Origin of the sequence: Corynebacterium sp. c24Ua_83 (genome assembly GCF_039907245.1) — a bacterium.
Classification (GTDB): domain Bacteria; phylum Actinomycetota; class Actinomycetes; order Mycobacteriales; family Mycobacteriaceae; genus Corynebacterium.
In genome coordinates, this window is record NZ_JASBOI010000002.1 from 73,228 (window position 1) to 98,795 (window position 25,568).

Genomic DNA, 25,568 nt, shown 5'->3' on the forward strand with positions numbered 1-25,568 from the left:
GCACTAGCTGCTGGCGGCGCCTGCGGCGCCGGTGGTTTTCGTGCGTTGCACCCGCAACCACACGAAGAATCCCCACAGCACGAACGCGCCGTAGACCACGTATAGCGCCGCGGAGGGGTAGTAGCCCGCGGCGAGCAGCAGGGGTACGCCGACAATATCCACGCCGATCCAGATCAGCCAGAACTCCGTCCAGCCGCGGGCCATGCCGAACGTGGCCAGGATGGAGCCGGTGAAGATCCAGGCGTCTGCCCACGGCCCCCACGAACCTAGCGCGTCGAAGATCAGCGCGAAGACTACGGTGCCGATCACCGCAAAGGCGAGCATGCCGAGGCGTTCCTTGGTGCTGGCCCAGCTGGGCTGCACTGCGGCGCTGTCGGCGGCGGGCTCGCTGACGATGGAGCGGGAGGGGTCGGTGTTATCAGGCTCGCGCATGCCGGCAGTGCGGGCGCGGCTCCATTGATACCAGCCGTACAGCGAGACGATGAGGAACATCACCTGGCGGCCTGCCTGGCCGTAGAGGTCCAGATCCTGTGGGGTGTGGAACAGTCCACCCAGGAACACCGTGAACAGCAGCACATTGCCGACGATTCCCACGGGCCAGGCCCACACCACGCGCTTCATCCCGCCGACGGCGGAGGCTAGGCCGAAGAGATTGCCGATGATTTCGCGCCAGAGGATCGGGTAGCCACCGATGATCAGCGTTGCGTTGAGAAGCGTTGTAAAGATTCCCTCTGATTCCACAGTGCCCATCTTCCCTTATCGGGGTTGGGCAAAGGAAACCGGGTTTGATTCTTGGTGAGGCGACTACTCCTCGTCCTCAATGCGATCGACACGGGCCAGCATGTCGAAGGCCTGGTTGTAGAGCTCCTCGGGGCTGAGGCCACCGGATAGCCGCTCGTCCGCAGCTGCCTCTACGGCGCGCATGGCGATGCTGAAGGAAACATCCAGCAACAGGAATGCCTTGAAGGGGGAGAGGTCGGGGGCGACATCGCACAGCGCCTTGGTTCCAGGTTCTGTGAGGGTAGGTAGGTCCACATCCAGGTGTTCGCTGCTGCCCTTATCCTGCGGGTTCTCCAGCATGATGAGCAGAGGCTTGAACTTGCGGATATCCGGGGTGGTGGGATCCACCAGCTCAGAAAATTCGGCCGAGCCCGTCTGGCTAACCGATTCGCCCTGATCAACGTGCGGCGGGAAGCAGTAGATCCACATTGCGTCGCGCATGATGTCCACGATGCGGCCGGTGGGGTGGTCCACCGCAATCTCCCGGATGCGGCAAGCGAAGTGCTCGAAGACCTCGTGCAGGTAGTAGGCGAAGACATCGTCGCGGCGCTCGAAGTAGTTGTGGAATGTGCGCGTGGATACGCCCGCCCGCTTAGTGATGGCCTGGACCGTCGCTTCCTCCGGGCCGTAGCCCATGAACAGCTCAATAGCTGCATCGATGAGATTCTGCTTCGTTTCGGCCTTCTTCTGTTCGCGCCGGGAAGCGGAGGGGTCGGGGATTGTCGAGCTCGATGGCCGTGATGACATTATGAGTGAGAAACCTTTCATTATGCCCAGATGATCCGATTTGTTGGATAACGCTCGATGCAGACTAGCGTAGCAAATTTGATATTCACAAATGGAAGCTGGGCATTTAACTGCTTCTCATCTCAGCTAGCCGAGCTGCGAAAGTCCTCCCGCTAGTAGTTGGAAAGCGCCTCGAATTTCTTCTTCCGTCGCACACTCCCCACCCTCGTTGAGTTCCACGAAAACTGTGGGTACAACCATGATCGAATTGATGAGCAACAACGCGTGGGCGATGTTGAGCGCCTGACCTTCGCGCTCGCTGTACCGCTGAAAAGCCTGTACGAGCGGAGAGAAGAACTCCACGGCGTTGCGGGGAAAGCCATCGTTCTCTGTGAAAAGCTCTGTACGAGCTTGGGCGGGGATAGAGAGTAAGTGGTCCGCAAGACGGGAGAGGGTTTGAATGCTGTTCGGACTGCCCGTCGTTCGATTAAAGAAGTCCACCGCGATATTCTCGCCGATCGAGATCAATCGTTGCCCAGGTTGTGCAGTATCCACCATGCCAACCATTTCCTCAACGAATTGATTAAGCGTGAATAGTAAAGCCGCGTCTCGATGAGGGAAATAGTTGTGAAAAGTGCGCGGAGAAATATCAGCTCTTTCTGTGATCTTCGCGATGGTAGCATTCTCGACGCCCTCGTTGACTAGTAGGTCAACGGCGGCACAGGCGATGCGCTCACGGGTTTCGGCCTTCTTGCGATCCCGTAGACCCGGCGTTGCTGCCTCTGCGCTTTTTCCGCCTTCGTAGCTCACTTTCACAACCTTTCCCTAGTGACGCCTTACTTTACTCGGGCCTGTGCGTCTCGCGAATCTGCCTCACCTGATTCGGTAGGGGTATCCGGAGTGCGGCTGCCGTCGGCATTCAATCCCACCAGGCTCTCACCTTCGACATCGACAGCGGGAATGATCTTCGCTAGCCACTTGGGGAACTTCCACGCGCGCTCACCGAGAAGGAACATCGTTGCTGGAATAAACGTCATGCGGACGATGAAGGCGTCAAAAAATACGGCGGCAGCCAGGGCAAAGCCCATCACCTTAATAAACGGCTCATCGGCCATCATGAAGGCGGCGAAGACCGAAATCATGATGAGCGCGGCTGCAGTGACCACGCGCGCGCCGTGCTTGAAACCGTTGGCGGTGGCGTTGCCGGCGGTCTTGCCGTGCGCCCAGCCCTCGCGCATGCGGGTGACCAGGAAGACCTGGTAGTCCATGGCCAGGCCAAAGACGATGCCGATCAGCATGATGGGCAGGAAGGAGATGATGGGCTGCGGGTCGTCGATGATGCCGCCGAAGCCCTCCTGCCACAGTGCGACGGTGACGCCGAACGTGGCGGCCACCGACAGGCCGAAGCCCAGTGCCGCGATCAGTGGCACCCAGATGGAACGGAAGACGACCATCAGCAGGATGAAAGCCAACACGAGGACGATGGCGATGTAGGGGATGAGGACGTCCGACAGGCGCTGTGAAATGTCCTCGTACATCGGGGTGACGCCGGTGATGGCATAGGATGCGCCGGTCTTTTCGGTATAGCCGGCTTCCTCGGCGCGCATCTGCTCAAGGACATCGGCGGCACGGGCGTCCGTCGCGCCGTAGGACGGGGTGATCATCACCTGAGCCGCAGTACCCAGGTCGGCTGGGTTGCGCGGATCGCCGTTGGTCTGCACTACCTGGGCGTTCTCCACGCCTTCGGTGCCCTGGAGGGTCGCGACGGCCTCCTGGGTAGCGGCAGCCTTCTCCTTGTCGTTGAGGTCGGGGTATTCAACGAGGGCGACCATCGGGGCATTGCGGCCAGCTCCGAAGCCCTCCTCCGTCATTTCGTAGGCGACACGGTCGGGGGTGCCCTTGGCCATAGAACCATCGGAGGGCATGGCCAGACGCAGGTTCATTGCGGGGATGGCCAGCAGAATCAACAACACTGCAGAGCCTACCAACCACAGGGCGGGCTTCTTGCGGATGATGCGCACCCACTTCAGCCCCATGGTCGGCTTCTCGTTCTCTGGGTCCGGAGCCTTGACGAAAGGCGCGCGTCCTGCGAAGACCTTCGTGCCAATGAGGCCCATGATGGCGGGCAGAAGCGTGATCGCGACGATCACGGCAATGGCAACGGTACCGGCGGCGGCCAAGGCCATCGCGGTGAGGAACGGAATGTTGATGATGGACAGTGCTGCCAGTGCAATCAGGACCGTAAGGCCAGCGAAGACAACTGCGGAACCGGCCTTGCCGACTGCGAGGCCGGCCAGGTGGGCGCGTTCCTTGACGGGAATCGTCTTGAGTTTCTGGTGTAGTTCCTTCGGTTCCAGATCCTGGCCATCCACATGGGCGACCAGCTCGTTGCGGAAGCGGGAGAGGATAAACAGCGCATAGTCGATGCCCACGGCCAGGCCGATCATGGAGGCCAGGGTGGGGGTCATGGAGTTGATGCTGTCCGTGACGGAGGTGGCTGCCATGACGATGCCGATGCCGGTGCCCACACCAATCACTGCGGAGAGCAGCGGCAGGCCTGCAGCCACGAGGCTGCCGAAGGTGACGATCAGAACGATGGCAGCGACCGCCAGGCCGATGGCTTCGGAGGCCATGCTCATCTCCGGCTGCTGGAATGCGTTACCGCTCCATCCAACCTTGAGGTTGCCTTCGTTGTTCTTTACTGCATCCTCGAACTTCTGCACGTCCTCTGCGGGCACGTCTGCTGCAGTTTCCGCATCGAAGGAAACCTCGATGGTGCCAGTGCGCTTGTCGGGGCTCAGCGGGCTTAGAGCAGCGATGTCGGAGGTGATCTGCTCCTTCGGCATTCCCTGCTTTTGCTTCATGGGAGCCATTTGCTGGTGCATGCCTTCGCTGGCCAGCACGGGGGAGACGAGCTGTTCCTTGTCCTTCAGGAAATCGAGCTCTTGCAGCGCCTGAAGGATGTCTTCGGTCGATTGTGCAGCCTCGCCCTCGGCAAGGGTTTGGCCTTCAGGGGCCTGTAGCACGAGCTTGCCCGTGGCTGCCTCTAACTGGTCAGAATCTTCGCCATTGGGGAATTCCTCTTTGATCCTCTCCTGGGTCTCGATGGACTCCAGGCCAGGGATGGTGAAGGACTGCGAGGTTGGTTTGGTTAACAGTGCGGAGGCGGTGCCCACGCCGATCAACACGATCAGCCAGACGGCGAGGAAGCGCCACTTGTGGAAGTAGGCGGAGCGGCCTACTCGATACAGGAATTTTGCCATGCGCAAAATATTTGCACAGAATGCGAAATATTACAAGGCTTGTGCAAATATTTTCGATGGGGTCGCGACGAATCTCTGCTCCGCCTAGTCGGCGACCAGGGTCTCCATTGTCAGCTCCGGGTGCTCCTTCTCCACGAAGGCTAGCTTCCACTTGTCGCCGAACAGGGCAATCAGCTCCCCGTCCGTGCGGGTGAAGATCTCCACACCTCGCTGCTTGGCCAGCACCGGCGCGGACTCGGCGTCAGTACGACGGGCGACAGAGTAAGGGACGGGGTCGGCCACGGTCTCCACGTTGTACTCAACGTCCATCCGGGCCTGCATAACCTCGAACTGCATGGGGCCGACGGCGGCCATGACCGGGTTAGCGTCACCGCGAGCGTCGTTGCGCAGAATCTGCACAACACCTTCGGAATCCAGCTGCTCGAGGGCCTTGCGGAACTGCTTGTACTTGCCCAGGGACTTGGCTCGCAGCGTGCGGAAGTGCTCCGGAGCGAACTGCGGCATGGGCGGGAACTGCACCTTCTTGCCGGCGTAGATCGTGTCTCCCGGGGCGAGCGAACCAGCGTTGACCAGGCCCACAATGTCGCCAGGGTAGGCGGCCTCCACGGTGGCACGGGTGCGGCCGAAGACAGTCAGGGCGTACTTCGTGGAGAAAGACCGGCCGGACTGAGCATGTGTGACCTGCATGCCGCGTTCGAACACACCTGAGACCACGCGCATGAAGGCCAGGGAGTCGCGGTGGTTGCGGTCCATGCCGGCCTGCACCTTGAACACCACGCCCGAAAAATCATCGGTAGGGTCGCGGTGCTCGTCCACCGCGACGGAGTTTCCGCCCGCGGCGGCCTCGAGGACCTTCGGGTCGGAATCGCGGCCAGCCGGGGCGGGCGCCAAAGCGCAGAGGGTATCCAAAATCTGGTGCACGCCGAAGTTCAGCATCGCAGAGGCGAAGATCAGCGGGGAAGTGGTGCACTCCAAGAACAGCTCCTGGTCGTGCAACGCACCGTCGGCGGCCAGCAGCTCCACCTCTTCGGCAGCGGTTTCCCACACGTCTTCTTCCCGCTCTGCGGCCTGCTCCGGGGTGTAGTGCTCCTCCGGGGCGATCGTCGAACCACCGGCGGTGCGGAGGAAGTGGATGTACTCCTCGGCCTCGCCGTCGTCGTTTATGCGCGCCAACCCGCGGAAGTCACCAGCCTCGCCGACTGGCCAGAACAGGGGAGTGGGCTGCAGCTGGATCTCGTTGACGATCTCGTCCACCAGCTCCAGCGGGCTGCGGCCGGGGCGGTCCCACTTGTTCACGACGGTCACGATCGGCAGGCCGCGGGCTTTGCACACGCGGAACAGCTTCAGCGTCTGTGGCTCCAGGCCCTTCGCGCCATCAATGAGCATCACCGCGGCATCCACGGCGGACAGAACTCGGTAGGTATCCTCCGAGAAGTCCGCGTGGCCCGGGGTGTCTACCAGGTTGATCATGAAGGGCTCGCCGTCGTGGCCCTCCGGGGCGTACTCAAATTGCAGCGCGGAGGAGGCGATGGAAATGCCACGATCCTTCTCCATATCCATCCAGTCGGAGACGGTGGACTTGCGGCCGGCCTTGCCGTGCACGGCGCCGGCTTCCCTGATCATGTGGGCGTGCAGAGCGAGCGCCTCGGTGAGGGTAGATTTACCGGCATCCGGGTGGGCGATGACGGCGAATGTGCGGCGGCGCGAGGCTTCGGATGCGGTTGAACTCATAATGCCCACAAGTCTAGCGGGTAGGCATTAGGCGCAGGTAGTCGTGGTCTTCTTCTTATGCTCTGCAGCCTGGGCCAGCGCCTCGTCGAAGGATTTCGCGTACTCCTGCGCGCCCTCGGGCATTGGGTGAACACCATCCTCGAACAATAGATCCTGGTGGGACTGCGCGTGGCCGCACCAGTCGGCGATGTAGACGTTGTCGTGAGTTTTGGCAGCGTCCAGCACTTCCTGGCGGGATTGCGCCATCCACTCTCGATCGCCGTAGGGTATGGCCATGAAGATCTGACGGTCGGGGCCGATGAGGTTAATCATCTCCTCCAGCTGTCCCGGGAAGGCTGAGCCGTTGGTCCCGAAGCCGAGGAACACGTTCTTGCGCAGCTGGCCGGAATCGTTCAGCTGTTGCAGCACTTCCAAGCCGGCGGTGTAGTGGCGGGAAACGTCTGCATCGATGTAGATGCCCGGGTAGTTCGTGTTCAGCGCTTCGCTGGCTGCCAGCATCACAGAGTCACCCACGGCGGTGATGTCCTTGCCCTGCACGGCCGTGGCCTTCTTCTCCTTCGGAGGCGGTGGAGTGGCCGTGGCGGGGGCCTTACCCTTGTTAGCCTCTTGGTTCATACGTTGTAGCTGGTCCAGTTCCTGTTCCAGTGCAGTCTTATCGTTGGAGTTCACCACTCCGTAGACCACACCGCCGACGCAAGCCACGACGAGCAGTGGCACGACAGGCCATGCGACCTTCTTAAAGCCCTCGTTGATCTCGTGGAAGCTGGGGCGGGAAGCCCAGTAGTCCTTCCACGTTTGCTTGTAGCCGCGGCGGCGGAAGGGGTTTTCCACGTGCTGGTAGGAAATCTCGGAGATCAGCAGAGCGATCGGCACCGCTACCAGTCCCAGAATCCACTTGTGGTCCATGTGACCGTCGGCGTCAAAAAGAGCGCGCAGAATCATGATGACCGGCCAGTGCCACAGGTACAACGAGAACGAGCGTTGGCCGAGCCAGCGCATGACATTGGTGCGGAAGACCCACGTCAGCGGGCCGGTCTCACGGATCACGCCCCAGATCATCAACACGCCCAGCACGCTGGTTAGCAGCAGGCCGCCCTGGTAGGTCACCGCCAGGTCGTCGCCCATAAACAGCAGTTGGATGACGTAGCCAATAAGGGCAAGGGCACCGATGGCTCCTGCAGCTCGCGCCTCAAACTCTCCTGCCGACGGCCAGGAATCCACTCGCGGATCGTTGCGTGTGGAGGTGACAGCCAGCGAGAGGAAAGCGCCGATGAGTAGGCCGAAAGCGTGCGTATCCGTGCCGTAGTAGACGCGCGTCGGATCCTCGCCGGGGGTGAACAGTAGCGCCATGGCCGCAGCGGAAAGCACGGCCAATAGCGCCGTCACCAGCATCGGGATGCGGCGCGGACTGCGACGGAGCCGGCGCTGGGTGAACACGAAAATCCCGAGTGTCACCAGCGGCCAGATGATGTAGAACTGCTCTTCGACAGCCAGCGACCAGTAGTGGGCGAAAACCTGGACCTCGTTTTCCGCGAAGTACGACTGAGAGGTGGCGATCTGCGTCCAGTTGTTGACGAAGAACAGCGTGCCCAGGAATTGCTCGCGGATGCCCACGGCAATGTCCCCACCTATGGCGGTGACGATTGCGGTGACGATAAACAGCGTGACCAGCGCGGCAGGAAGGATACGGCGGAAACGCCTGATCCAGAAGTCTTTCAGGCTGATCGTGTTGTTTACCCGGTACTCGCGCACCAGCAGCGAGGTGATCAGGAAGCCCGATAGGACGAAAAACAGGTCCACGCCCAGGTAACCGCCGGGCAGGATATTGCCGAAGAAGTGGTAGATCACCACTGCGAGCACGGCGAGGCCACGCAGGCCATCGAGTCCCTTTACCTGGCGCAGGCGAGCACGGCGATCTTTCTTAACCGTCTTGTTCTCCGGCGGGATCGCCAGCGCTTCCGGCACGTTGTTCTGCTGTGGTGCAGGTTGTGCCGTCGCCACCTGTTTCGGTTCGGGCTGTTTCTTTGGTTGTGACGCCGACTTCTCCGCCGCTGGCGGCATCGGCTTCGGCGCCGCCTTCGCGACTGGCTTGGGTGCTTGCTTCGCAGCGGGCGCCTGTGTGGGCTCCGGTTTGGGTACAGGCTTTGCGGCTTGCTTGCGTGCCTGCTTTGCAGCTGGCGCGGGCACTGGCTTTGGCTGAGCCTTCGGTAGGGTCGCCTTCTTGGGAGCCTGCTTGGCAGCCGGGGTCTTTCGCGTCACGCCAGGTGCAACCCCCGGGGCAGGCGGCGCGCCTACGCTACCGAGTTTGATGGCCGGAGCAGCCGCAGCTGGTCGGGTAGTAGCAGCTTGCTTGGGGGTAGTGCTTGTCTGCTTCTTGATTTTGTCTGCTTTAGGGGTCTTCGCATCCGTAGTGGACTTCCTGGGATCCTGCGAGGCTGCGGTTGCCTTCGGTGGCTTCTGCTTCTGGGGGGCGGAAGCCTTTGGTGGCTTTGGAGCGGAGGGAGCCTTGGGGGCGCCGACTGCGGAGAGCTTGATCGGTGGCTGCGTGGTCGCCTTGGAAGCTGCCTTCTTTGACTCCTGCTTCACCGGTTCCTGCTTCGGAGGGGCAGGCTTTTTCTCCGCAGAGGTCTTCTCCTCGGAAGGCTTGGAAGCTGCAGACGGTTCGGAATCCGCAGACGGTTTAGAAGACACAGAAGCCCCGGAAGATACACTAGATTCCTGGTGTTTCTGCTGGTCGGGGGACGACTTCGCCGAACCTGTTCGAGCGTTACGAACAGCGCGCAGTAGTCCAAAAACCTGCTTCACTTTGCATCTCCCAAAGGCAAGATCGAGTGCATTGATTCAACAATACTAACGCTAGGTAGCTCGAAAACCCGCGAGTATTCTCCTTACTGCGCGCTACCTGCACCGCAGCATTTATTAGTGCTTGCGTGTGTGGATATCGTTTCGCGCAATGTCTGTGCCATTGTTCACGATGAGCGTCACTGAGTCCACCGAATCTGAAAGAGTGTTTTCCATCCACCCGCTCTCCGGGTCGATGTCTGCATCCTCGAACGGGCTCAAAACGAAATCAATCACAGATGTGCCCTTAGGCGGGCGGCCGATGCCCATGCGGACGCGCACGTAATGCTGGGTGCCCAGCTCGGCAGTCATTGAGCGCAGCCCATTGTGGCCACCCTCGCCGCCTTTATCCTTGATACGCACCTGGCCGGTGGCGATATCCAGCTCGTCGTGGCAAACAATGACCCGCTCCGCCGGCAGGCTCAAAGCGGAAGCCAGCGGCCCCACCGCTTCACCAGAGTTATTCATGTACGTCGTAGAGCGCAGTAGCAGCACGGGGGTTTCTTCCACCGTGATCAACGCCGCATGAGCCTTCTGGCCCTCCACCGGCAGCCACTGCGCCTCATACCGCTCAACCAGGCGATCAATCGGCCAATAGCCGATGTTGTGCCGGGTTTCCGCGTACTTGGCGCCGGGATTACCTAGTCCGATCACAATCCATTCAGGGGCGAACTCTTGCAGCTGCCCGACGGTGAACTTGGAACGCTTCGCAGGCTTCTTACCTGCGCTTTTATCTACCGGCTCCTGCGACGCGGAGTTCTTGCGGAAAACGGAAAATAAAGATTGGAGGAAAGACACAGCCACTAGTTTCCCACACCGAGGGTGCGCTCAACCTCGTCGGCTGCGTCAGCGCACATGATAGCCACATCCGCTGCCTCCGACTTGGGGAAGGGCTTCAACACATAGGCCGCCGGATCCATGCGTCCGGGTGGCCGCCCAATGCCGCACGACAGGCGCCAGTAGTCCTTCGTGCCCAGGGACTTCGTGATGGACTTCAACCCGTTATGCCCCTTGTCGCCACCGGACTGCCGCAACTTAACCGCCCCCGGATCGCCCTCGAGGTCGTCGTAGGCGACGATGATGTTACCCGCCGGGATCTTGAAAAACGCCGCCAGCTGCTGCACCGGCCCGCCCGACACATTCATGTAGGTCCGCGGCTGTGCCAGCACCACCTTGCGCCCCGCGATCGTCACCTCGGCGATGTCAGTGTTCGTCTTCTTGTGGGTATTCAGGCTGGCCGCTGGTACTTGCCGATCCAGCAGTTCGCCGATCACCATTCGCCCAACGTTGTGCCTGGTGTTGGCGTATCTATCGTCGGGGTTGCCTAGGCCGACGATCAGCCACGTATCGCTGTTGGTGTGTTGTTTCTTGTTTGGTGACGCCACCGTCTTCCAGCCCTCTCTCTAGCTCACTGACGGTCATTGTACTGTCCACCCCGGACAGCCCCCGCGGCCGTGGGTGGGCGTCAATAAAACAGAGCAACAAAAAAAGGGGCCACCCGGTGCGAGAATTGCACGCGGTGTGGCCCAGTGGGGGGGGAGTGGATTACTCCTCGGACTCGCCCTCTGCGGACTCGCCCTCGGCTGCCTCGGCAGCCTCGCCCTCGGCGCCTTCGCCCTCCTCGTCCGGCTCCGGCAGTTCCTCTTCCTCCGGCTCCACGACGTTGATGATCAGGGTGTCTTCCTCGGAGACCAAGGTTGCGTTGCCCGGCATCTGCAGGTCGCCGGCCAGAACCTGGTCGCCGATTTCCTTGCCCTCGATGTCGACGGTGATCTCTTCCGGAATGTTCAGAACGTCGGCCAGGATGGTGATGACGTCTGCCTCCTGGGTGACCAGGGCGCCCGGAGCAGGCTGACCGGTGAAGATAACCGGAACGTCAACCTCAACCTTCTCGCCGCGCTTAACGTTCAGCAGGTCAGCGTGGTCCACGTCCAGGGTCAGCACGTTCTGGTCCACAGCCTTGATCATGACCAGGTGGTCCTGGCCCTCGATCTCCAGCTCCAGAACGGCGTTCACGCCCTCGTTACGCAGGATTGCCTGGAACTCCAGGATGTCCACGTGAACGTGCATCGGGTCCAGCTTGTTGCCGTAGACAACAGCTGGAACGCGGAAGTCACGACGCAGGCGGCGGGAAGCGCCCTTGCCGAACTCGGTGCGCAGCTCGCCCTTCAGGCGGGTAATGTCAGCCATGATTTTCTCCTTCAAATTCTGTGTTTCAGATTGCTCTGAATCGCTCTTGCGTTTCTACCGCGGACATAAAAAATGCCGCGATATCTCGCGGCGTGTATGCATCCCACAGTTTCATTGGTCACGCACCCGCACACGAGCGGACTCGCTTTGAAAGGTTACGTCACACAAAAAGAAGGGGGAGTGTGCTTTTCGCGCCGATAACGGCCAAATTCTATGTAGGAATTCAGCCCTCGCCGAGATTCGAAAGTATGTTAGCACACCCCCAACCGGGGATTAAAACTACTCAAACAGCGTGGTCACGGAGCCATTCTCGAAGATCTCGTGAATGGTCTTGGCCACCAGTGGGGCGATCGGCAGAACCGTCAGGTTGTCCCAGCCCTCGGTGGACTGCGGCAGAGTATCGGTGGTGATGATCTCGCGGGCGCCACAGCTGCTCAGACGCTCGCGCGCCGGACCGCTGAATACGCCGTGGGTGGTGGCGATGATCACGTCGCCTGCACCAGCCTCGCGCAGCACGCCGACGGCGCCGGCGATGGTTCCACCGGTATCGATCATGTCGTCCAACAGTACACAGGTGCGCCCCTTCACGTCACCGACCACGCGGTTGGCGGTGACCTTGTTGGCCACGTCCACGTCGCGGGTCTTGTGGATGAACGCCAGCGGGGCATCGCCCAGCACGTTGGCCCACTTCTCGGCCACCTTCACGCGACCAGCGTCGGGGGAGACCACGCAGATGTTGTCCAGGTTGTAGTTGGCCTTCACGTAGTCGGTCAGGATCGGCATGGCGTGCATGTGATCCACCGGACCGTCGAAGAAGCCCTGGATCTGGTCGGTGTGCAGATCCACGGAGACGATGCGGTCCGCACCGGCGGTCTTCAGCAGGTCGGCAACCAGGCGGGCGGAGATCGGCTCGCGGCCGCGGTGCTTCTTGTCCTGGCGGGCGTAGGGGTAGAAGGGCAGGATCGCGGTGATGCGCTTGGCGGAGCCACGCTTTAGTGCATCGATCATGATCAGCTGCTCCATCAGCCAGTTATTCAGCGGCTGCGGGTGGGACTGCAGCACGAAGGCATCGGAACCGCGGACGGACTCTTCGAAGCGGACGAAGATCTCGCCGTTAGCGAAGTCGCGGGCGGTGGTCGGAGTGACCTCGATGCCCAATTCGCGGGCAACAGCCTCCCCCAATTCCGGATGAGCCCGGCCGCTAAACAGCATCAGGTTCTTTTGATTGTCGATCCAGTGGGTGGTGGACACTTGTGCTTTAACCTTCCGGTCGAAGAGCTGGACTATTCACTTTTACTAGGCGCTCCCTATTTTAGGGCGCGCCCAGACATATCAACAAAAACCAGCGTAGCTTGCGTGCGCTACTTCTGGTCTGCCTGCTGGTCTGCCTGCGGTGTGGAAGCCGGGGAACCACCTTCCGCCACACGCTTGGCTGCGGCCTCGCCGGCCTCCGCCGCCGGGGTTCCGGGGCGCTTCTTAGCCACCCAGCCCTCGACGTTGCGCTGCTTGCCGCCGGATACCACCAGCGCGCCCGGTGGCACGTCTTCCTTGATGACGGTGCCGGCGCCAGAGTAGGCACCATCGCCCACGACGACCGGGGCGATGAACATCGAATCGGAACCGGTGCGCACGTGGGAACCTACGGTGGTGTGGTGCTTGTTCACACCGTCGTAGTTCACGAACACGCTAGAGGCGCCGATGTTGGAGTACTCGCCGATCGTCGCATCGCCGACGTAGGTCAGGTGCGGGACCTTCGAGCCGCGACCGATGTTCGCCTTCTTCGCCTCGACGAAGCCGCCGAGCTTGCCATCTTCGCCCAGCACCGTGCCGGGGCGGATGTAGGTGAAGGGGCCTACCTCGGCGCGCGGGCCGATGGTGGAATCGAACCCGTGGGTGCGCACCACCTGCGCGCCTTCGCCGACCGTGACGTTTTCCAGAGTGGTATCCGGCCCGATCTGCGCGTTATCGCCGATGGTGGTGGTGCCCAGCAGCTGCGTTCCCGGCAGGATGGTGACGTCCTGGCCGACCTGTACGTCCACGTCGATCCAGGTCGTCGCCGGGTCCACGACGGTGGCCCCGCCCCGCATCGCGGCGGTCACGGTGCGGCGGTTGAGTTCAGCGCCGGCGGCGGCAAGCTGTACTCGGTCGTTGACGCCCGCGAGTTCCGCCGCGTCGGCGGCAATGTGGGCCCGAACGGGGTGACCCGCCCGGCGGGCGATGCTCAGCACGTCCGTCAAGTACAGCTCGCCCTGGGCGTTATCCGTGTTCAACTGCGCCAGGCCATCGCGCAGGATGGCCGTGTCGAAGGCGAACACGCCGGAGTTAACCTCGGTGATTGCCTTCTGCTTTTCCGTCGCGTCCTTTTCCTCCACGATGGCGGTAACCATGCCGTCGTTGGTGCGCAGGATTCGACCGTAGCCGGTGGGGTTGTCCTGGTTGACGGAGAGCACGGTCACGCTGGCGCCGTCGTGGGTGGCAGTAAGTTCCTGCAGGGTCTCCGGAGACAGCAGTGGCACGTCCGCGTTGGTGACCACTACGGTGCCCTCGAAGCCCTCCAGCTCCTCCATTGCGCACTGCACGGCGTGGCCGGTGCCGTTCTGCTGCTCCTGGATCGCAGTGTCGATGCTGCGCCCCAGCTGCTCGGCTACCTCTTCCACCGCCGGGCCGACCTGCTCGCGCCCGTGGCCGATAACAGCCACGATGCGGGCGGGGTCGATGCCAGCGGCAGCGTGCAGGCTGTGGGAAAGCAGGGTGCGCCCGCCGATGGAGTGCAGGGTCTTTTGGGTTGCGGACTTCATCCGCGTGCCCGCCCCTGCGGCCAGTACGATCACTGCCACAGGCTTGTCTTGGGCCTTTGGTTGAGCTTCGGGGTTCTGAGCAGCATCAGTCACGTTGTTGGCATTCCTTACTTTCGGTTAAAAGCGAATACCAGCATAGCGCCGCTTAGCTACCGCATCGGGGAGGGGCGCCCGCGGGCGTTTAGGAAATCTTGTTTTTGCCCACCGAGACTTCCGGCAGGGTCTTCGACAGCGCGGCGCCGAGTAGCCCGAAAACTGCCAGGGCAGCTAGTGCGACCTCGGGGGAAACCAGTGCCAACACACTGGTCAGCGCACCCACAATCAGAAGCAACACGCCCATCAGGGTGTTCGCCACCGAGACATAGCGGGTGCGTTGCGTGCCCTCTGCCATGTCCACGATGTAGGTAGAGCGGGCGACCCTAATCGCGGCGTGGGCAAGCGAGATGATGAAGAACGCGATGGGCAGCCACCACACCAGGGCGGTGGTCCACGCATGGGCGTCACTAAGCGAAGAAGCGTAACCCAGTGCCACGGTGATGATGAGCACGATCGTCGCCAGTAGTGCGGCGCCGGACAGGGTGTTGCGGGAGCTCACATCGGACAGTAAGCCGGAGATCCTGCCGGCGAGCAGCGAGGCCACGCCGGAGGCGATCACGAACGTCCCCAGGCCCGTGAAGATGGCGCTGGCCAGCGAGGATTCCTCCGTCACACTCTGTTGGTTCGCCATTGTCACCAGGAAAGTCGGCGACAGTGCGGAGGCCAGCAGCAGCGATCGGACCAGCACGAAGCGCCTAAAGTCGCGGTCAGAACGCACGAGGTCCACGATGTCGTCGAACACATCGCGTAGGTAGTTCGTGCCCTGTGGTAGCTCTTTTTGTTCTTGTTTAGTGACGCCCTCACGGATCCCCTTAAACAGCCATGCGCTGGCCAGCCAGGCTGCGGTGGCGATGGCGAAGAGAACTGCGAAGAGGGTAGGGGTGAGCTCGCCGCGGGCGGCCTGAATAGCCACACCCACCAGGATCGCCACCGCGCCGGACAAGGTGGTGGCAAAGCCGGTCAGCCGCCCGCGGAAACCCTTGGGAACCGTGCGCCCGGCGATGTCCTTGCTGGTCAGCGAAACCAAAGAGCGGCAAGTGGACAGCAGGGCGAGGGCGAACAGAATGATCAACCCGGCCAGCAGCCCGTCGGTCAGAAGCGCGGCGGCGACCATGATCGCGCACGCCAGCGCCTGGCCGAGCGTGCCGACAAGCATGAAACCTAGCCGCGAGGTCTTTGTCTGCAGCCACGGGCGGAACAGAGCCTGCGGCAGCATCGAACCGGACTCACGGATAGGCACCAGCAGCGGAATGACCCACGCCGGGGCAGCGACGACTGACAGGAACCACGGCAGAACCGTCTTAGCGGAAACGATCTGATCGCCGATGTTCTGCGTGCCGAAGCCCAGGGAATAGCGGCCTGCGTTTTCCTCGACGTGCTTCAGGTCGCTCTCGGGTGGTGTGCCGATGAATTTCGTGGTGAATGTGTGCCAGAACTTGCTGGATTCTGTGCTGGATTTGCCGGACATGTATCGCCCCCACTCTTCCAAATGAAAAAGCTCTCCCACCAGGACTCGAACCTAGAATGACGGTACCAAAAACCGTAGTGTTGCCAATTACACCATGGGAGAAGCGCACATATTAATGTGCAGCGAACACTTTACAGCACGCCCAACCGGGCGCATAAACCGCAGTGTGGCGTGGAGGATAAACTGTTGGCCATGAGTCAGACAGCCACGCCCAAAGCCAATGCCAACCGCTCTTCGAACCCGGCGCCTAGCCTGGCGGGGCTGCTGAAAGCTGCTGCGCAGGACGGGAAACTGCGTGGGATGATGACGCACCTGGGGGAGAGCTCCCTGCACATGCAGGCCCCCGAGGGCGCGTGGCCTTTCGCAGTCGGCACGCTGGCGGAGCGCACCCCGCTGCTGGTGGTGACTGCCACGGGGCGCCAGGCTCAGGACCTCACCACGGTGCTGCGCTACATGCTCGGGGATCGCGTGGAGCTATTCCCGTCGTGGGAGACCCTGCCGCACGAGAAGCTTTCCCCGGCCGTGGAGACAGTCTCCACCCGCATGCGCGTACTGCGCCGCCTGCACGAGGGAGACGAGGACCTGCAGGTGGTGGTAGCTCCGACCCGCGCGGCGGTGCAACCCGTGCAGTCGAACCTGGGCGAGGTCACCCCGGTGCGCTTGAAGGTGGGCGAGGAGATCGACTTCGACTCCCTGACCCACCGCCTGCAAGAGCTCGGCTACACGCACGTGGACGTGGTGGGTAAGCGCGGCCACTTCGCCATCCGCGGCGGCATCGTGGACATCTTCCCCGCGACCGAGGAAATGCCCGTCCGCGTGGACTTCTGGGGCGACGAGATCACGGAGGTGCGCGCCTTTAGCGTCGGCGACCAGCGGACCATCCCCGGGGTGGAGCCGGACCAGGTGATGGTCTATGCGTGCCGGGAATTGGTTGTCACGGACGAGGTGGCGTCCAAAGCAAAAAACCTTGCCCAAGAGCACGCCGGCAACGCGGAATTGGCCGAGATCCTCGACAAGATCAGCCAGAAGATCCAGGTGCAGGGGATGGAATCGCTGATCCCGGCGCTGCACACGGCCGAGCTAGTGGCGCTGCCGGAGCTTATGCCGGAAGGTACGCACACGCTGGTGATGGCGCCCGCAGCCGTCGAACGCCGTGCTCACGACCTGCGCGAAACCGGCCAGCAGTTCCTCGAGGCCGGCTGGGATGTTGCGGCGATGGGAGGTTCGGCGCCGATGGAGGGCGTGGCTTACCTATCGATCGACGCGGTGCAGAAGGTACAGCAGAAGCTGGGGCGGCCCTGGTGGACGTTGTCTACGCTCGGGATGGCCGATTTTGACGCCGACACTTCCGATGTTCTGGAACTCAACTACGACTCGGCGCCCCGACCGCACGGCGAGATGGAGGCCATCGGTGCGCTGATGAGCGACATCCGCAAGCGCGTCGAATCCGGCGGAAGGGTGGCCTTCGCGGCCCCAACCCCGGCCGTGGCGGCCCGCATGCTTCGGCGCTTCCAAGAAGCCGGCATCGCGGCCGAGGCAATCGGCGTGGATCTCAGCGGCAGCCGTGGCCTGGGGCGGATTAGGAAGTCCAAGCACACCACCGCCGACGAGCCCGCGCCGCACCAGGTGAGCATCTACCACGCTGTGGCCTACGAGGGGCTGGTGTTCCCCTTCGCCAGGGACGACAAGCGCCCTAGCCTGCTGTTCTTCACGGAAACGGATCTGACCGGCAACCGTGTGGACGCGAAGGCCACGGGCAAGCGCAAGCCCGCGAAGAAGCGCAACCGAGTGGACCCACTGGCACTGGAGCCGGGTGATCTGGTGGTGCACGATTCCCACGGCATCGGCAAGTTCGTGAAGATGACGGAACGCACCGTGGGCAAGGGGCCGGATGCCTCCCGCCGCGAGTACCTGGTGCTGGAGTACGCGCCCAGCAAGCGGGGCGGGCCGGGCGACCAGCTCTACGTGCCGATGGATCAGCTGGATATGCTGTCGCGCTACGTCGGCGGGGAGAAGCCCGCGCTGTCGAAGATGGGCGGCGCGGATTGGAAGAACACCAAGCGTAAGGCCCGCGGTGCTGTGCGCGAGATCGCGGGCGAATTGGTGCAGCTCTACGCCAGCCGCCAGGCCGCGCCGGGCTACGCCTTCGCCGCGGATACGCCCTGGCAGCGGGAGATGGAAGATGCCTTCCCGTTCACCGAGACCGAGGACCAGTACAACGCCATCGAGGCTGTGAAGGCCGACATGGAAAAGCCGGTGCCGATGGACCGCGTGATCGTCGGTGATGTGGGCTATGGCAAGACAGAGGTAGCGGTGCGTGCCGCATTCAAGGCCGTGCAGTCCGGCAAGCAGGTGGCCGTGCTGGTGCCGACCACCCTGCTGGCGCAGCAGCATTACAACACGTTCAGCGAGCGCATGCAGGATTTTCCCACCACCATCAAGGAGCTGTCCCGCTTTACCACCCCGGCGGAGTCCAAGAAGGTTATCGATGGCATGGCCGACGGCACGGTGGACATCGTGATCGGCACCCACCGACTGCTGCAGATGGGCGTGCATTGGAAGAATCTGGGGCTGATCATTGTGGACGAGGAGCAACGCTTCGGCGTGGAGCACAAGGAGCACATCAAGTCGCTGCGCACCCACGTGGACGTGCTGACGATGTCCGCAACCCCGATTCCCCGCACGCTGGAGATGTCGATGGCGGGCATCCGCGAGATGTCGACGATCCTCACCCCGCCGGAGGATCGCCACCCGGTGCTGACGTATGTGGGTGCGCAGGAGGATAAGCACGTCGCCGCGGCCATCCGTCGCGAGCTGCTGCGCGACGGTCAAGTGTTCTACGTGCACAACAAGGTCCGCAGCATCGAGCAGACCGCCGCGGACATCCGCCGCCTGGTACCGGAGGCTCGCGTGGTGGTTGCACACGGCCAGATGAGCGAGGAGCAGCTGGAGACCACGGTGAAGGGCTTCTGGGATCGCGAGTTCGACGTACTGGTGTGTACCACCATCGTGGAGACGGGCCTGGATATTGCGAATGCCAACACCTTGATCGTGGAAAATGCTCACCACATGGGTCTATCCCAGCTGCACCAACTGCGCGGCCGCGTGGGGCGTTCCCGCGAGCGCGGTTATGCCTACTTCCTCTACCCCAAGGGCGAGGTGCTGACCGAGACCTCCTACGACCGGCTGACAACCATCGCCCAGAACAACGACCTGGGCGCGGGCATGGCGGTGGCCATGAAGGACCTGGAGATGCGCGGTGCGGGCAACGTCTTGGGTGCCGAGCAATCCGGCCACATCGCGGGCGTGGGCTTCGACCTTTATGTCCGCCTGGTCGGCGAAGCAGTGGAGGCGTTTCGCGCGATGGCTGACGGCAAGCCCGTCGACGGCCGGGAGGAGGAAAAGAAGGAGATCCGCATCGACCTGCCGGTGGATGCGCACATCCCGGCCGAATACATCGCTTCGGAGCGTCTGCGCCTGGAGGCCTACCGCAAGTTCGCCGAGGTACAGGACGAGGAGCAGATCGAGAAGGTGTTCGAGGAGCTGCGCGACCGCTATGGCGAGCCGCCGGAGCAGATCCAGATGCTCGCGGTGCTCTCGCGCCTGCGCCTGCTGTGCCGCGATCTGCAGGTCACGGAGGTGGTGGCCACGGGCTCGAAGATCAGCTTCAGCCCCATCGAGCTGCAGGATTCCACCCAGGTGCGCCTGAAGCGCCTGTTCCCGGCGGCGAACTACCGTGCGACTACCAAGATCGTGCTGATCCCGGCTCCGAAGCGCGGGCAGGGCATGCGCGCGGTTCCGCTGCGCGATACGGAGCTGGTGCAGTGGTGCGCCGATGCGTTGACGCAGTTGGCTGGCATCCCGATTCGCAACATGGCGGGCGGTGCCGGCAAGGGGGCTGGTAAGGGCTCAAGCAAGGGGTCAGGCAAGGGGTCAGGCAAGGATAAGGGCACGTCCTAAACACCGACGCGCTAGAATAACCGCCATGTCAGTCGTATTACTAGATCCCCGTTTCCCCGCGATGATTCCCGTGGAGGCCGTCGATCTGCTCCGTGGAGATGTGTGCTACACGGAGGAGGTGCCCATCCGCGTCCGCTGGGTTATCGCGGACCTGGGCGGCCACACGGTCGATGAGTCCGACATTATCGTCACGACGGATCTGGAAAACGAAGCTGTCGTTACCCGCATCGAGGCTGGTGAGGAGCTCATCACCGCGCCGAGCCTCAAGGTGCACATGGAGCCCGCCCGCGAGCTGGAGACCGGTCGCTCTTCTGTTAGTGACGCCACCGACGGGGAAGACGCAGCCGAGATCACCCACTCGGGCGATGGCGTGGTGGACGGCGAGATCGTCGGGACCGACGAGCACACTGCGGCCGTGGCCGGCCTGCGCCGCACGACGCGCACCGAGGTGCCGGCTTCCGTGATGGATGAGATCGAGGACGCGGTGGCGCTGATGGCGCGTGCCCTGCGCCAGGGGGAGTGGGAGCAGTCCATGACCCACACCAGCCTGGTGAAGTTCCTGCGGGAGGAAACCGAGGAACTGGCCCGCACCATCGACTTGATGGAGAGCTGGAAGCCTGAGGGCGAGGGTGAGGCTGCTGCGCGTCCAGAGTGGATCGAGCAGGATCTGTGCTCCGAGCTGTCGGACGTGTTGCTGCAGGTGCTTTTCCACGCAGAGATCGCCAACCGCCGTGGCGCCTTCGACATTGGCCACGTGGCCGGGGCGTTTTCTGCGAAGCTGCGCGCCCGCGCCCCCTACCTGTTTGAGGAGATCGAGCGTCAGGTTCCGCGCCAGGAGCAGGATCGCCTATGGGAGGAGGGCAAGAAGGAAGAGGAAGCTCAGCGAATTCGCAGTTTCGGTGAGGAGTACCTGCGCTACAGCGAGGCCAAGAAGGAAGCTGAGCGGAAGGCGGCCGAGAAGCAGGCTGAGCCTGCACAGCCCCGCCAGGAGCCGCACGCGGAACAGTTTCCGGCCGTCCAAGCGCCCGCTGAAACGGCAGGTTCGGCAGTTCCCGCCGACTCTGTTGGCACAGCTGTCGGCTCGACCGGCACCAGCGCCCTGACCGCAGCGGAGGCCGTCATCGCCGAGGCGCGGGAGCGGGGAATCCCGGATAAGGACATCCCGACCGACATCCGCTACCCGATGGTTGGCCTGGAGCTAGATAGCCCCGGTGAGGCAGAGCGCCGCCTGCACGATGCTGTTGCGGCGTTCCGCGAGAAGCTGCAGTCCCAACAGCACGAGCCTCAGCATCCCAACCCCCAGCAGCCAGGGAGCCAGCAGCAGGGCAGCTAGCGACGTGCCAGCAGCGCCCGCATCAGCCCCTCACGCGGGGCAAAGAGGTACGTCAGGCAGAAGATTCCCGACTGCACCAGCACAATCGTGCCGCCGGTGGAGACATTCAGGTTGAAGCTCAACAGGATGCCCGCCACACAGCTCACCCAGGCCACCAGCGGGGCGATCAGCAGCATGCGGCGGAAGCGGCGCGTCCACAGGTAGGCCGTCGCGCCGGGGGTTATCAGCATTGCTACCACCAAGATCACGCCGACGGCCTGGGCGCTGGCCACCACCACGCACGCCAGGCACGCCAGCAGTACCCACCGTATGGCCTTCGTGTTGAAGCCCATGGTTCTGGAGTGTTCGGCGTCAAAAGCCCACAGAGTAAACGTGCGTGCATTCGCCAGCAGCACCACAAACGCGATGCCGCCAATGGCCAGGATCTGCCACAGCGCGGACTGCGTGATGCCCAGCAGGTTGCCGAACAGGATCTCCTGCAGGTGTGTACCGCTGGGGGTGATAGAGAGCAGCACCAGGCCGAGGGCGAAGAAGGTAGTGAAGATGATGCCGATGGAGGTGTCCTCCCGCAGCGTAGTTCTTTCCTTGACCGAGCCCACCAAGCCCACGGCAATGAGGGCGGCGATCATCGCGCCGACGGCGAAGGGCGCGCCAAAGATGTAGGCCAGAACCACGCCAGGCAGTACAGCGTGCGAGACCGCATCGCCGAGTAGCGACCAGCCCACCAGGATCAGCCAGCAGCTCAGCAGCCCCGCGACCACGGCCATCACGCTGGCGGCGAGCACCGCCCGCTGTACGAAGCTGTAGCTCAAGGGGAGCAGGATTGGGTCGAAAATGCTTGCGAGCGTGCTCATTACAGCGCCGCCTTTCCTTTAGTTCCCGTGGATCCATCGGCCCCTGCGATTGCGGTCGAAGCGTCGAGGCTAAACGTGCGGGTGAGGTTCTCCGCCGTCAGCACTTCGTCCAATGCGCCCTCGGCGACGATCCGGCGATTGAGCATCGCTACGTTGTCGCACAGCTCCGGCAGCCGATCCAGGTCGTGAGTGGAGATCAGCAGCGCCGTCCCGGCCTCAGCCAGCTCGTGTAGCAGAGCGGTGATCTGCGACTGTGACTGCGTATCCACGCCAGCGAAAGGCTCGTCTAGCAGCATGATCTTCGCTTCTTGTGCAATGCCACGCGCTACGAACACGCGCTTGCGCTGTCCGCCGGATAGGGCGCCGACGGGGCGATCCTGCAGGTTCGTCAGTCCGGTCTGCTGTAGCGCTTTATCGACGATGCGGTCGTTGTTCTTCTTTTCTTGACGCCACCTTCTCAGCCCCCACAACCACGAGCTCTCGGGCAGGAACCCTGCCTTCGAGCGTGCCCGGCGCCGCCCGCTGGCGACGATCTCGCGCACACTGATGGGGAAGTGCCAGTCCACCTGGTCGTGCTGGGGTACGTAGGCCACCGCGCCGCGCAACCCCATGGCCGAGTTCTCGCCGGTGTTGACCACAATGCGCCCAGAGGTTGGGCGCTCCAACCCCATGATGGCCTTGAATAGCGTGGACTTGCCCGCACCGTTCATGCCGATGAGCGCGGTGATCTGGCCGAAATTCAGGCTGAGGCTCACGCCGGTCAGGGCATTGACGGCGCCGTAGCTCACGTGCAAATCATCGACGATCAAAGCGGGGGAGGTGGAAGAGCGTGGAGAGTTCATTAGTTACTTCGCATCCTTGCCGGTCAGTCCGTTGACGATGGTGTGGGCGTCATAAGAAAGAAGGTCGAGGTAGGTCGGCACGGGGCCGTCGGCCTCAGATAGCGAGTCGACATACAGCGTGCCGCCGTCGCGGGCACCCGTATCTCGCATCAGCTGCTCCTTGGGGCCGGGCTCGACGGTGGATTCGCAGAAGACGGCGGGAACGTCGTTGTCACGGACAAAGTCGGACGCCTGGGTGATCTGCTGAGAGGTGATCTCGCCCTCGGTGTTGACGGGCCAGATGTAGCCCTCCTTCATGCCGGCATCGTGGGTGAGGTAGCTGAAGGCACCCTCACAGCTCATCAGTGTCCGCTGGTGGCGGGGCAGGGATTTCAGGCCGTCCTGGAGCTCGGTCTGCACGTCGTCGAGCTTGTCTTTGTACTTCTTGCCGTTGTCCTCGTAGGTCTTTGCGTTTTCCGGACGCAGGTCGCTCAAGGCCTGGACGATGTTGTCCACATAGGTTTTGGCGAGGGTGGGGCTCATCCAGGCGTGTGGGTTGGGCTGATCGGTGCCCTTGATGTTGATGGGCTTCACGCCGTCGCTGGCAGTGGTGCGCTGGGCGGAGCTGTCTGCGGTCAGCTTGTCCAGCCAGTGTTCCAGCCCGAGGCCGTTGTTGATGATGAGCTCCGCGTCGGAGGCAGCGGCAATGTCGCTGGGAGTGGGGTCGTAGCCGTGGACTTCTGCGCCGGGTTGGGTCAGCGAGCGCACGGTGAGGGTATCGCCCGCGATGTTGGAGGTGATGTCTTCCAGAATGGTGAAAGTGGTCATGACCTCGGCTTTTTCATGGTGTTTTGTATCGCTACAGGCGGTGGCGCCCGCGTTGGCGAGGGTGATGGTGAACAGGGTTGCTATCAGTTTCTTGCCGTTTTTCATTCGCGAGATAATAAACTTTCCGTTCCTTGAGGGGTGCAATGTTCAACGCATTGAACAATATAGTGAAGTCTAAACCAGGCCAGTGAGTTCTTGAAACCCCCGTCACCCCCGTACACTGGTCGGCATGCACGTCACAGACCTTCCCGAGAGGTCCCAGGACTACCTGAAAAAGATCTTCGATCTGCAGGAGTGGTCCGGGGGTGGAGTTTCCCTCTCTGTCTTGGCCAGTCACATGGACCAGCGCCCTTCCACGGCCTCCGAGGCGATCAAACGCCTCGCCGCCCAGGGGCTCGTCGACCACGCCCCTTATGGCGACATCGAGCTCAGCGAAGCGGGCCGCAAGATTGCCCTGGCCATGGTTCGCCGTCACCGCCTGATCGAGACTTTTTTGTGCAACCACCTGGGCTATGGCCTGGACGAAGTGCACGACGAGGCCGAGGTTTTGGAGCACGCGGTTTCCGACACCTTCGTCGATCGCATCGCCAGCCTGCTGAACAATCCCACCCGTGACCCGCACGGGGACCCTATTCCCGACGAGGGGGGACACATTCCTGCGAGCTCGGCTTTCCTTCTTTCGGACGCCCACACGGGCGAGCAGCTCATCGTGGATCGCATCAGCGACAGGGATGCTGCCCTGGTGCGTTATCTCACCGAGCACGGCGTACTCCCCGGGGTGCACATCACCGTCGGTGAACGTGTGTTTGCAGATATGGCGGAGCTGCACATCACCGAGTCGGAAACACGGGTTCAACTTCCGGCTAGTAGCCTAAGCGCAGTGTTGGTAAGTGCAGCCGATAAGAATTCGCAGAGCGGTCACACTGAGAAGCCCAAGAAGGCCTAAGAAAAAGAAGCAGGAAGGACATCCATGGCGTCGAACCACTATCGCCGCCCGCAGAGGATCGAACCAAACGATTCTGTGTGGGATGACGACGCAGCCGGAAGCCGCCCGAACCGGGGGCTGCTGGGCGGTTGCGGATTCTTCGTAGTGGTCATCGCGCTGCTGGGTATCATCGCCCTGGTCGGCTACCTGGTGGCAGGGTTCGTCACTAGTGACCACGGCTCTGAATCCGACCGCCTGCCGGTGCCCACCGATATTCCACCGAAGGCCGCGAGTCCGGCGCCGGACTTCGACCCGCAAGACAGCGACCGCGCATACCAGCAGGCTTTGGACTGGGCTAAGCCGAAGTCCGAGGAACTGCATATCCCTCTGCAGGCTCTCATGGCCTACGGAAAGGCCGAAGGCTTCGCCCGGAAGGAAACCCCCGACTGCAATCTGTCCTGGAATACGCTGGCCGGGCTCGGTTACGTAGAGACCCGCCACGGGACTTATGACGGCCAGCGCTTCGGGGCGTCCAAACTCAACGACGACGGCATCGCCGAGCCCGACATCATCGGCCCGCAGCTCAACGGCCGCGAGTTCGCCAAGGTGGAGGACACCGACGACGGGCGCCTGGACGGCGACCGCGAGTACGACCGAGCGCTGGGGCCGATGCAGTTCATCCCCGAATCCTGGAAGATCTACGGGGTGGACGCGGACGGCGATGGCAAGAAGAATCCGCAAAGCGTCTATGATGCTGCCGCCACCGCGGCAAAGCTGCTGTGCAACGAGGGACGCGACCTCGGCACCGAAAGCGGCTGGAAGAGCGCGATCAAGGGCTACAACCTCTCCAACGAATACGTCATGCAGGTACGCGACGCAGCGGCGAACTACGCGATCGGCCAGTCGCCGCAGTAAGCCAATCCCCCTTTAGGGAGGGGTGGTTTTGGCCAGGTT

Annotated in this window: 19 protein-coding genes and 1 tRNA gene; 4 read left to right on the plus strand and 16 right to left on the minus strand. The window is 62.5% G+C overall.

Features of this window, described 5'->3' with window-relative positions:
- Window positions 1–3: 3 nt before the first annotated feature.
- The 13 genes from QKE30_RS01935 to QKE30_RS01995 all read right to left on the minus strand — a co-directional run bounded on the left by QKE30_RS01935 (window position 4) and on the right by QKE30_RS01995 (window position 15,995).
- On the minus strand, window positions 4–750 hold the full coding sequence (locus QKE30_RS01935) for a nicotinamide riboside transporter PnuC (protein WP_239201760.1): 747 nt from the start codon (window positions 748–750) through the stop codon (window positions 4–6).
- Window positions 751–804: 54 nt separating this feature from the next.
- Window positions 805–1,527, minus strand: a complete 723-nt coding sequence (locus QKE30_RS01940) for a TetR/AcrR family transcriptional regulator (RefSeq protein ID WP_347933960.1) — start codon at window positions 1,525–1,527, stop codon at window positions 805–807.
- A gap of 126 nt (window positions 1,528–1,653) precedes the next feature.
- The gene (locus QKE30_RS01945; RefSeq protein ID WP_347933961.1) at window positions 1,654–2,316 is read right to left on the minus strand and encodes a TetR/AcrR family transcriptional regulator; all 663 of its coding nucleotides are present in this window, start codon (window positions 2,314–2,316) and stop codon (window positions 1,654–1,656) included.
- Between the two features lie 26 nt (window positions 2,317–2,342).
- Entirely contained in the window at window positions 2,343–4,769 is a 2,427-nt protein-coding gene (locus tag QKE30_RS01950; RefSeq protein WP_347933962.1) for an MMPL family transporter, read from the minus strand.
- 84 nt (window positions 4,770–4,853) lie between these two features.
- A complete protein-coding gene (locus QKE30_RS01955; protein ID WP_347933963.1) occupies window positions 4,854–6,500 on the minus strand; it encodes a peptide chain release factor 3 in 1,647 nt (548 codons plus the stop codon).
- Window positions 6,501–6,527: 27 nt separating this feature from the next.
- Window positions 6,528–9,191 (minus strand): acyltransferase family protein, encoded by a 2,664-nt coding sequence (locus QKE30_RS01960; protein ID WP_347933964.1) that lies wholly within the window; start codon window positions 9,189–9,191, stop codon window positions 6,528–6,530.
- A gap of 228 nt (window positions 9,192–9,419) precedes the next feature.
- Window positions 9,420–10,145: an aminoacyl-tRNA hydrolase gene (gene pth, locus QKE30_RS01965; protein ID WP_347933965.1), complete on the minus strand. Its 726-nt coding sequence runs from the start codon at window positions 10,143–10,145 to the stop codon at window positions 9,420–9,422.
- On the minus strand, window positions 10,145–10,726 hold the full coding sequence (gene pth / locus QKE30_RS01970) for an aminoacyl-tRNA hydrolase (RefSeq protein ID WP_347933966.1): 582 nt from the start codon (window positions 10,724–10,726) through the stop codon (window positions 10,145–10,147). Before pth (QKE30_RS01970) ends, pth (QKE30_RS01965) begins: the two co-directional genes overlap by 1 nt.
- Window positions 10,727–10,886: 160 nt before the next feature.
- Window positions 10,887–11,531 (minus strand): 50S ribosomal protein L25/general stress protein Ctc, encoded by a 645-nt coding sequence (locus QKE30_RS01975; RefSeq protein WP_347933967.1) that lies wholly within the window; start codon window positions 11,529–11,531, stop codon window positions 10,887–10,889.
- A gap of 279 nt (window positions 11,532–11,810) precedes the next feature.
- Entirely contained in the window at window positions 11,811–12,782 is a 972-nt protein-coding gene (locus QKE30_RS01980) for a ribose-phosphate diphosphokinase (protein WP_005293382.1), read from the minus strand.
- Window positions 12,783–12,892: 110 nt separating this feature from the next.
- Window positions 12,893–14,368 (minus strand): bifunctional UDP-N-acetylglucosamine diphosphorylase/glucosamine-1-phosphate N-acetyltransferase GlmU, encoded by a 1,476-nt coding sequence (gene glmU, locus QKE30_RS01985; RefSeq protein ID WP_347934073.1) that lies wholly within the window; start codon window positions 14,366–14,368, stop codon window positions 12,893–12,895.
- A 142-nt stretch (window positions 14,369–14,510) separates the two neighbouring features.
- Complete coding sequence (locus QKE30_RS01990) at window positions 14,511–15,893, minus strand: MFS transporter (RefSeq protein WP_347933968.1); 1,383 nt, start codon at window positions 15,891–15,893, stop codon at window positions 14,511–14,513.
- Window positions 15,894–15,923: 30 nt separating this feature from the next.
- Window positions 15,924–15,995 (minus strand) — tRNA-Gln (locus QKE30_RS01995).
- 90 nt (window positions 15,996–16,085) lie between these two features.
- On the opposite strand from QKE30_RS01995, the gene mfd reads away from it, so the two are divergent.
- A complete protein-coding gene (gene mfd / locus QKE30_RS02000) occupies window positions 16,086–19,853 on the plus strand; it encodes a transcription-repair coupling factor (protein ID WP_347933969.1) in 3,768 nt (1,255 codons plus the stop codon).
- 25 nt (window positions 19,854–19,878) lie between these two features.
- Window positions 19,879–21,186: a MazG nucleotide pyrophosphohydrolase domain-containing protein gene (locus tag QKE30_RS02005; protein ID WP_347933970.1), complete on the plus strand. Its 1,308-nt coding sequence runs from the start codon at window positions 19,879–19,881 to the stop codon at window positions 21,184–21,186.
- Here the strand turns inward: QKE30_RS02005 and QKE30_RS02010 are convergent.
- From QKE30_RS02010 to QKE30_RS02020, 3 genes are read right to left on the minus strand one after another with little or no spacing between them, the layout of a single operon-like run.
- Window positions 21,183–22,040, minus strand: coding sequence for a metal ABC transporter permease (locus QKE30_RS02010; protein ID WP_239201707.1), 858 nt, complete (start codon window positions 22,038–22,040; stop codon window positions 21,183–21,185). The genes QKE30_RS02005 and QKE30_RS02010 overlap by 4 nt on opposite strands.
- Window positions 22,040–22,882: a metal ABC transporter ATP-binding protein gene (locus QKE30_RS02015; RefSeq protein ID WP_051876242.1), complete on the minus strand. Its 843-nt coding sequence runs from the start codon at window positions 22,880–22,882 to the stop codon at window positions 22,040–22,042. Before QKE30_RS02015 ends, QKE30_RS02010 begins: the two co-directional genes overlap by 1 nt.
- Before the next feature lie 3 nt (window positions 22,883–22,885).
- Complete coding sequence (locus QKE30_RS02020) at window positions 22,886–23,794, minus strand: zinc ABC transporter substrate-binding protein (protein WP_347933971.1); 909 nt, start codon at window positions 23,792–23,794, stop codon at window positions 22,886–22,888.
- A gap of 124 nt (window positions 23,795–23,918) precedes the next feature.
- On the opposite strand from QKE30_RS02020, the gene QKE30_RS02025 reads away from it, so the two are divergent.
- Entirely contained in the window at window positions 23,919–24,635 is a 717-nt protein-coding gene (locus QKE30_RS02025; protein ID WP_297666208.1) for a metal-dependent transcriptional regulator, read from the plus strand.
- A gap of 24 nt (window positions 24,636–24,659) precedes the next feature.
- Window positions 24,660–25,529 (plus strand): lytic murein transglycosylase, encoded by an 870-nt coding sequence (locus QKE30_RS02030; RefSeq protein ID WP_347933972.1) that lies wholly within the window; start codon window positions 24,660–24,662, stop codon window positions 25,527–25,529.
- The last annotated feature ends 39 nt before the right edge of the window (window positions 25,530–25,568 follow it).